The following is a 2,497-nucleotide window of genomic DNA, read 5'->3' as shown; positions in this document are numbered from 1 at the left end:
GGCACCACCAGCATGCTCGCCACCACCATGACCGCGCCTCGGGACCAACTGATGGCTGTGGTCGCCGGTCTGGGCGAGCATGCGAGGCAGCGCGCTCCGGGCGGCGCGCGCGTGCTCGGCGTGCATCTGGAAGGTCCATACATCAATCCCGGCAAGCTCGGTGCGCAGCCTGATGCGGCTGCGGTTGCCGTGCTCGATGAAGTGCTGGAATATCTATCGCTGGCGCCGGTTCGCGTCGTGACGATCGCGCCGGAAATCGCCGGCCATCTGGACGTGATCAAGGCAATGGCGGCGCGCGGCGTGCGTGTTCAGTTGGGCCATTCGCTCGCCACCTATGACGACGCCGTCAATGCGCTCAGGCACGGCGCACGCGGTTTCACGCACTTGTTTAACGCGATGTCGCCGCTACATCATCGCGATCCCGGCATGGTGGGCGCTGCCCTCGCACACGCCGAATACGCTGAACTCATTCCCGATCTCTTGCACGTCCACCCCGGCGCGATCCGTGCCGCGTTACGCGCCATTCCTCGCCTGTACGTGGTCACCGACAGCACGTCGGCGTCCGGTATGCCTGACGGTGAATATCGCCTGGGCAGCCAGCACGTCACGAAGTGCATGGGCGGCGTGCGCCTGGCCAACGGCACGCTGGCCGGCAGCACGCTGACCATGGATCAGGCGCTGCGCAATCTTGTCTCCATCGGCTTGCCGATGGCTGACGTTTCCAATCGCCTGTCACGCTACGCCGCCGATTATCTCGGTCTCGAAGACCGAGGCCGTATCGCGCGTGGTGCGTGGGCGGATCTCGTCGTGTTCGATCGCGAACTCGCGTTGACGGCAACCTATGTCGAGGGTGAATCAATTGTCGAATATGCTTGAAGAGGCGCTCGCGTCCGCCGATGTCGTGGCCGCCCAGTTAGCCGATACCTCCCACATCGAAGCACTCGCCGCGCGGCTCGCCGAAGAGCCGCGTCATGTCGCGCTAACGGTTGCGCGCGGTTCGTCCGATCACGCCGCCAGTTATTTCGCTGGCCTGACAATGAGCCGTATCGGCGTGCCGGTCGCGTCGTTGCCCATGTCGGTCGCGACCTTGCAGCAAGCGCCGTTGCGCGTAAGGGGTCAGTTGGCCGTCGCGTTTTCGCAGTCGGGCAAGAGCCCGGATTTGATCGGCACGATGCAGGCGCTGCGCTCCGCTGGCGCGCTGACCGTCGCTGCGGTCAACGCGCCCGGATCGCCGCTTGCAGATGCTTGCGAATGGCACCTGCCGCTGCTGGCCGGGCCGGAACTGTCAGTGGCCGCGACGAAAAGCTATATCGCCATGTTGTCACTGTCGGCCATCGTGATTGCGCACGTTCAGAAGGATGCCGAACTATTGGCTGCGCTGAAGACGCTCCCGGATGCATTGCGCGCTGCGGGCAAGCTCGACTGGTCGCATGCTGTCAATGAGCTGAAGAACGTCGACAAGATGATCGTGATCGGACGCGGCCTCGGTCTCGCGATCGCTCAAGAAGCGGCGCTCAAGTTGAAGGAAACGTCGGGCATTCAGGCCGAAGCGTTTTCGAGCGCGGAAGTGCGGCATGGTCCGATGGAAATCATCGGCGAGGATTATCCGCTGCTCGTGTTCGCACCGCGTGGACCGGAGCAGGCGGGTTTGATCCAGCTCGCCCGCGACATGCGCGCGCGCGGAGCACGCGTGTTGCTCGCGGCTCCGGCCGATGTTCCCGAAGCGAATTTGCCGTTGGTGGAAACCGCGCATTTCGCGCTGGACCCAATCGCCGCGATCCTGTCCTTTTATGTGATGGCAGACAGCCTGGCTGCCGCGCGCGGGCGCAATCCCGACGCGCCGCGCCATCTGGCGAAAGTCACCGAAACCCGTTAATCGAGAGTCACCGATGCGTCGTGCTGAGGAGTCCCTGTTGAATAATTCCCCTGAAAACTCTGGCGATTTCGTTTTACTTGCGCCGTTCACCGGCCCGATGGTGCCGCTCGCCCAGATCCCCGATCCCGTGTTCGCGGAAGGCATGTTCGGCGACGGCATTGGTATCGATCCGCTGACCGGTGAGCTGCTCGCGCCGTGCGACGGCGTGATCACCCATCTCGCGCGCACGAACCACGCGGTCACTTTGCGCACGCCGCAGGGCGCAGAGATCCTGGTGCATATTGGTATCGATACGGTCGAGTTGGCTGGCCGGGGCTTTACGCCGAAAGTCGAGCAGGGCGCAAGCGTGCACGCAGGGCAGGTGCTGATCGAATTCGATGCCGATCACGTTGCACAAAACGCGCCGAGTCTAGTGTCCGTGATCGCGGTGGCGAACAGCGATGCGTTCGAAGTCGTGGAACGCGCCGGTCAGGGCATGTTGACGGCTGGGGTGAGCCGCTTGCTCGTATTGCGCGCGAAGAATGGCGCGAAAGCCGACGCGGCCCGCAGCGATTCGAATTTCACCGAGGAAGCTCGCCGCAACGTGACGCTCGGCCATGCCGGCGGCCTGCATGCGCGACC

3 protein-coding genes are annotated in these 2,497 nt (G+C 64.0%); all 3 read left to right on the top strand.

Annotated features, from left to right (window positions below; translation table 11 throughout):
- The coding region (gene nagA, locus WCA53_RS31355) for an N-acetylglucosamine-6-phosphate deacetylase (protein WP_423920772.1) at positions 1–876 on the top strand (876 nt) is incomplete at its 5' end.
- Positions 869–1,876 carry an SIS domain-containing protein gene (locus WCA53_RS31350; RefSeq protein WP_423920777.1) on the top strand — a complete coding sequence of 336 codons (1,008 nt, stop codon included), beginning with the start codon at positions 869–871 and terminating at the stop codon, positions 1,874–1,876. The genes nagA and WCA53_RS31350, both read left to right, overlap by 8 nt.
- 13 nt (positions 1,877–1,889) lie before the next feature.
- A partial coding sequence (locus tag WCA53_RS31345; RefSeq protein WP_423920769.1) for a PTS sugar transporter subunit IIA occupies positions 1,890–2,497 on the top strand: 608 nt, incomplete at its 3' end.

The sequence above is a fragment of the Caballeronia sp. genome (assembly GCF_049581465.1).
Taxonomy (GTDB): Bacteria; Pseudomonadota; Gammaproteobacteria; order Burkholderiales; family Burkholderiaceae; genus Caballeronia.
Note: the sequence above shows the minus strand (reverse complement) of the source record. Positions and strands in the feature narration are given on the sequence as shown.